4 protein-coding genes are annotated in these 6000 nt (G+C 55.1%); 2 read left to right on the plus strand and 2 right to left on the minus strand.

Annotation, left to right across the window (positions count from 1 at the left end; translation table 11 throughout):
- The first annotated feature begins 27 nt into the window (after positions 1-27).
- Together zraS and zraR are read left to right on the plus strand one after the other, a co-directional pair.
- Complete coding sequence (gene zraS / locus FQZ95_RS09495; RefSeq protein WP_160530134.1) at positions 28-1404, plus strand: two-component system sensor histidine kinase ZraS; 1377 nt, start codon at positions 28-30, stop codon at positions 1402-1404.
- Entirely contained in the window at positions 1401-2726 is a 1326-nt protein-coding gene (gene zraR / locus FQZ95_RS09500; protein ID WP_032303887.1) for a sigma-54-dependent response regulator transcription factor ZraR, read from the plus strand. Before zraS ends, zraR begins: the two co-directional genes overlap by 4 nt.
- Here zraR and purD read toward each other — a convergent pair.
- Both purD and purH read right to left on the minus strand, forming a co-directional pair.
- Positions 2723-4012 carry a phosphoribosylamine--glycine ligase gene (gene purD, locus FQZ95_RS09505; protein ID WP_160530135.1) on the minus strand — a complete coding sequence of 430 codons (1290 nt, stop codon included), beginning with the start codon at positions 4010-4012 and terminating at the stop codon, positions 2723-2725. The genes zraR and purD overlap by 4 nt on opposite strands.
- Positions 4013-4023: 11 nt before the next feature.
- Positions 4024-5613, minus strand: a complete 1590-nt coding sequence (gene purH, locus FQZ95_RS09510) for a bifunctional phosphoribosylaminoimidazolecarboxamide formyltransferase/IMP cyclohydrolase (RefSeq protein WP_046082256.1) — start codon at positions 5611-5613, stop codon at positions 4024-4026.
- Between the last annotated feature and the right edge of the window lie 387 nt (positions 5614-6000).

Consider the following 6000-nt stretch of genomic DNA (forward strand, 5'->3'; position numbering starts at 1 on the left):
AAAAGGGATGAACAGGCAAAGAAGAAGATGCGTTTTATGCAGCGATCAAAAGATGCCTTAGCAAAATGGTTAAGCGCGATCCTTCCCGTAGTCATTGTTGGACTGGTGGGGTTGTTTGCGGTGACCGTGATTCGCGATTATGGGCGCGAGACTGCCGCCGCCAGACAAACTCTGCTGGAAAAAGGCAGTGTACTTATCCGCGCTCTCGAATCCGGCTCGCGCGTCGGTATGGGGATGCGCATGCATCATGCGCAGCAGCAGGCTTTACTGGAAGAAATGGCTGGGCAGCCAGGAGTGCGTTGGTTTGCGGTCACGGATGAACAAGGAACAATCGTGATGCATAGCAACTCCGGCATGGTGGGAAAACAGCTTTATTCCCCGCAGGAAATGCAGCAGTTACATCCGGGAGACGAAGAAGCGTGGCGGCGGATCGATAGCGCAGACGGCGAGCCTGTTCTGGAAATTTATCGCCAGTTTCAACCGATGTTTGCTGCTGGAATGCACCGGATGCGCCATATGCAGCAGTATGCCGCGACACCACAAGCAATTTTTATCGCTTTCGGCGCCAGTAACATTGTGAGTGCCGAAGAGCGTGAGCAGAGAAACACCCTGATTATCCTCTTCGCCCTGGCGACGGTCTTGCTGGCAAGCGTGTTGTCATTCTTCTGGTATCGCCGCTATCTTCGCTCGCGCCAGCTGTTACAGGATGAAATGAAGCGCAAAGAGAAGCTGGTGGCGCTGGGACATCTGGCCGCAGGCGTCGCCCATGAAATCCGTAACCCTCTTTCCTCGATTAAAGGGCTGGCGAAATATTTTGCCGAACGCGCACCAGCAGGAGGAGAAGCACATCAATTGGCGCAGGTGATGGCGAAAGAAGCCGACCGTTTAAACCGCGTGGTAAGCGAGCTGCTGGAGCTGGTTAAGCCAACGCATCTGGCTTTGCAGGCGGTGGATCTCAACACGCTGATTAACCACTCATTACAACTGGTAAGCCAGGATGCAAACAGTAGGGAGATCCAATTACGCTTTACCGCCAACGACGCATTGCCGGAGATACAGGCCGATCCGGACCGACTGACTCAGGTCCTGTTGAATCTCTATCTCAATGCTATTCAGGCTATTGGTCAGCATGGCGTGATTAGCGTGACGGCCAGCGAAAGCAGCGCAGGCGTTAAAATAAGCGTAACCGACAGCGGTAAGGGAATTGCGGCGGATCAGCTTGAAGCTATCTTCACCCCGTACTTCACCACCAAAGCCGAAGGCACCGGACTGGGGCTGGCGGTTGTGCATAATATTGTTGAACAACACGGTGGTACAATTCAGGTCGTAAGCCAGGAGGGGAAAGGTGCAACGTTCACCCTCTGGCTTCCGGTCAATATTACGCGTAAGGACCCACAAGGATGACGCACGATAATATCGATATTCTGGTGGTGGATGATGACATTAGCCACTGCACTATCTTGCAGGCATTGCTGCGCGGCTGGGGCTATAACGTCGCGCTGGCGAACAGCGGGCGACAAGCGCTGGAGCAAGTGCGGGAACAGGTTTTTGATCTTGTGCTTTGTGATGTGCGAATGGCAGAGATGGATGGCATCGCCACGCTGAAAGAGATCAAAGCGTTAAATCCGGCAATTCCGGTACTGATTATGACCGCGTACTCCAGCGTCGAGACGGCGGTAGAGGCGTTGAAAACCGGGGCACTGGATTATCTCATCAAGCCGCTGGATTTCGATAACCTGCAGGCAACCCTGGAAAAGGCGCTTGCGCATACGCACAGTGTTGATGCTGAAACGCCTGCGGTGTCTGCCAGCCAGTTCGGTATGGTCGGTAAAAGCCCGGCGATGCAGCACCTGCTCAGTGAAATTGCCCTCGTCGCGCCATCGGAAGCCACGGTGCTGATCCACGGCGATTCCGGCACCGGTAAAGAGCTGGTCGCCAGGGCGATTCACGCCAGTAGCGCACGTAGCGAAAAACCGCTGGTGACGCTCAACTGTGCGGCACTCAACGAATCCTTGCTGGAATCTGAATTGTTCGGTCACGAAAAAGGGGCGTTTACTGGAGCCGACAAACGGCGGGAAGGGCGCTTTGTGGAAGCAGACGGCGGCACGCTGTTTCTCGATGAAATTGGCGATATCTCACCGATGATGCAGGTTCGTCTACTGCGTGCGATTCAGGAGCGCGAAGTCCAGCGTGTCGGTAGCAATCAGACTATCTCGGTTGATGTCCGGCTGATTGCGGCGACTCATCGCGATCTTGCCGCTGAGGTAAAGGCCGGGCGTTTTCGTCAGGATCTCTACTATCGCCTGAATGTGGTGGCGATTGAAGTACCTTCGCTACGGCAACGGCGGGAAGATATTCCTCTGCTGGCTAACCATTTTCTGCAGCGCTTTGCCGAACGCAATCGCAAGGCGGTAAAAGGGTTTACTCCCCAGGCGATGGATCTGCTGATTCACTACGACTGGCCGGGAAATATTCGTGAACTGGAAAACGCGGTGGAACGGGCGGTGGTGCTGCTGACCGGGGAATATATTTCCGAACGCGAGCTGCCGCTGGCGATTGCCAGTACGCCGATCCCGCTGGTGCAAAGTCAGGATATTCAGCCGCTGGTGGAAGTCGAAAAAGAAGTGATTCTGGCGGCGCTGGAGAAAACGGGCGGCAACAAAACCGAAGCCGCCCGTCAGTTAGGGATTACGCGCAAAACGCTATTGGCAAAACTGTCGCGTTAGTTCTGCTCGCGTTCGATGGCGCGCCAGCCGATATCCTTCCGGCAGAAGCAATCGTCCCAATGGATATCGGTCATTAAGGCATAAGCGCGTTTCTGCGCTTCTGCCACGGTATGACCCAGCGCGGTGACGCACAGTACGCGCCCGCCGCTGGTTACCACCTGCTCGTCATCCGCCAGTTTTGTGCCCGCGTGGAACACTTTGCCGTCAGACACTTCTTCCAGCGGCAGGCCGTGGATCACATCGCCGGTGCGGTAATCGCCCGGATATCCACCCGCAGCCATCACCACGCCGAGAGAAGCGCGTTCATCCCACTCGGACGTTTTCTCGTCAAGCGTACCTTCACAGGCCGCCAGGCAAAGCTCAACCAGATCGGACTTCATGCGTAGCATAATCGGCTGGGTTTCCGGATCGCCAAAGCGGCAGTTAAATTCGATAACCTTCGGATTACCCTGTTTGTCGATCATCAGGCCCGCATAGAGAAAACCGGTGTAGGTGTTGCCTTCCGCCGCCATACCTTTCACGGTTGGCCAGATGATACGTTCCATCGTGCGCAGATGAACTTCATCGGTCACCACTGGCGCAGGGGAGTAAGCGCCCATACCGCCCGTGTTCGGCCCGGTATCTTTATCGCCTACGCGTTTGTGATCCTGGCTGGTGGCCATTGGCAGCACATGCTCACCGTCCACCATCACGATAAAGCTCGCTTCTTCGCCGTCGAGGAACTCTTCGATAACAATACGATGACCCGCGTCGCCAAAAGCGTTGCCTGCCAGCATGTCGTGAACGGCGGCTTCGGCTTCTTCCAGCGTCATCGCTACGATAACGCCTTTCCCGGCAGCCAGACCGTCCGCTTTAATGACGATTGGCGCGCCTTTCTCACGCAGATACGCCAGTGCAGGTTCTACCTCGGTGAAGTTCTGGTATTCCGCCGTAGGGATCTTATGGCGGGCCAGGAAATCCTTGGTAAACGCTTTCGAGCCTTCCAGTTGTGCGGCGCCTGCGGTTGGTCCGAAGATTTTCAGCCCGGCGGCTCGGAAGGTATCGACCACGCCTTTCACCAGCGGCGCTTCCGGGCCGACGATGGTCAGGTCGATCTTTTCATTTTGTGCGAAATCCAACAGTGCCGGGATATCGGTCACGCCGATAGCGACGTTTTGCAGCGCAGGTTCCAGCGCAGTGCCTGCGTTACCCGGAGCAACAAAAACAGTTTCAACCAGCGGCGACTGCGCCGCTTTCCAGGCCAGCGCGTGCTCGCGCCCGCCATTACCAATCACTAATACTTTCATCTGTCGCTCCATTAATGGCGGAAGTGGCGCATGTCGGTGAAGAGCATCGCAATACCGTGCTCGTCGGCGGCGGCAATTACTTCGTCATCACGGATAGAACCGCCAGGCTGGATTACGCAGGTCACGCCCGCAGCGGCCGCGGCATCAATACCGTCGCGGAACGGGAAGAATGCGTCAGAAGCCATTGACGAACCTTTCACTTCCAGGCCTTCATCGGCAGCTTTAATACCGGCGATTTTCGCGGAGTACACGCGGCTCATCTGGCCTGCGCCAATACCGATGGTCATATTGTTTTTGGCGTAGACAATGGCGTTAGATTTCACGAACTTCGCCACCTTCCAGCAGAATAGCGCATCACGCAGCTCCTGTTCGGTCGGCTGACGTTTGGTGACGACGCGCAGTTCTTCTGCACCAACCATCCCCAGGTCACGATCCTGAACCAGCAGACCGCCGTTCACGCGTTTGAAATCAAGGCCTGGAACACGCTCGGCCCACTGACCGCAGGTCAGAACGCGTACGTTCTGCTTGGCGGCGGTGATTTTCAGTGCTTCTTCGCTGGCGGACGGCGCAATAATCACTTCGACGAACTGACGAGAAATGATGGCCTGTGCGGTTTCAGCATCCAGCTCGCGGTTAAAGGCGATAATGCCGCCGAATGCGGAGGTCGGGTCGGTTTTGTACGCGCGATCGTAAGCATCAAGAATGGAATTGCCGATAGCCACGCCGCAAGGGTTGGCGTGCTTCACAATCACACATGCCGGCTCGGCGAACTCTTTCACGCACTCCAGCGCCGCATCGGTATCGGCGATGTTGTTATAAGAGAGGGCTTTACCCTGAACCTGGGTTGCGGTGGCAACGGAGGCTTCTTTCACATTCTCTTCTATATAGAAGGCAGCCTGCTGGTGGCTGTTCTCGCCGTAGCGCATATCCTGCTTCTTAATGAAGTTCAGGTTCAGCGTACGCGGGAAGCGACCGGCGGCCTCTTTGCTTTCACCGTGATAAGCCGGAACCATGCTACCGAAGTAGTTGGCAATCATGCTGTCGTAGGCGGCGGTGTGTTCGAAGGCTTTGATAGCGAGATCGAAACGGGTTGCAAGCGTCAGCGATCCTTCGTTGGCATCCATCTCTTTAATAATGGCGTCGTAGTCGCTGCTCTTCACCACGATAGCGACATCTTTATGGTTCTTGGCAGCGGAGCGCACCATCGTTGGGCCGCCGATATCGATGTTCTCAACCGCATCTTCCAGCGAGCAGCCTTCACGGGCAACGGTCTGGGCGAACGGATACAGGTTAACAACCACCATATCGATAGGCTGGATCTGATGTTCTTCCATAATGGCATCGTCCTGGCCGCGACGGCCCAGAATGCCACCATGTACTTTCGGATGCAGGGTCTTCACGCGTCCATCCATCATCTCCGGGAAACCGGTGTAATCGGAAACTTCGGTTACCGGCAGACCTTTTTCTGCTAACAGACGGGCAGTGCCCCCTGTAGACAGCAGCTCCACACCGCGTGCGGAAAGTGCCTGGGCGAATTCGACGATACCGGCTTTGTCAGAAACACTGAGCAGAGCGCGGCGGACTGGACGACGTTGTTGCATGGTAAATCCCCTGGATTTGACTATTACAGAGAGCGTTAGCTGAATTTTTCGTGAAAAACTCAGCTAACGCCCCTAACGGGGCATCCTTATTTTTCGCCCGCATTGTAACGAAAACGTTTGCGCAACGCTCGCGAATTTTTCTCTTTCAATGGTGATCACAATTTTGACAGTGTTTACCGTGGGAAAAATACAGAAATTACATTGATGATTGTGGATAACTCTGTGCGTAAAAAGGTATAAAGCGGGGTTTTGCTGGGGAATGCAGCAGTCAGTCATTTTTCTGCAATTTTTCTATTGCGGCCTGCGGAGAACTCCCTATAATGCGCCTCCATCGACACGGCGGATGTGAATCACTTCACACAAACAGCCGGTTCGGTTGAAGAGAAA

It is taken from the genome of Escherichia sp. HH41S, from assembly GCF_009820115.1.
GTDB lineage: Bacteria > Pseudomonadota > Gammaproteobacteria > Enterobacterales > Enterobacteriaceae > Escherichia > Escherichia coli_F.

What these genes read in the sequence shown, in the direction of transcription:
- zraS (WP_160530134.1), top strand. Translation starts at nt 28, where the DNA reads ATGCGTTTTATGCAGCGATCAAAAGATGCCTTAGCAAAATGGTTAAGC.
- purD (WP_160530135.1), bottom strand. Translation starts at nt 4,012, where the DNA reads ATGAAAGTATTAGTGATTGGTAATGGCGGGCGCGAGCACGCGCTGGCC.
- zraR (WP_032303887.1), top strand. Translation starts at nt 1,401, where the DNA reads ATGACGCACGATAATATCGATATTCTGGTGGTGGATGATGACATTAGC.
- purH (WP_046082256.1), bottom strand. Translation starts at nt 5,613, where the DNA reads ATGCAACAACGTCGTCCAGTCCGCCGCGCTCTGCTCAGTGTTTCTGAC.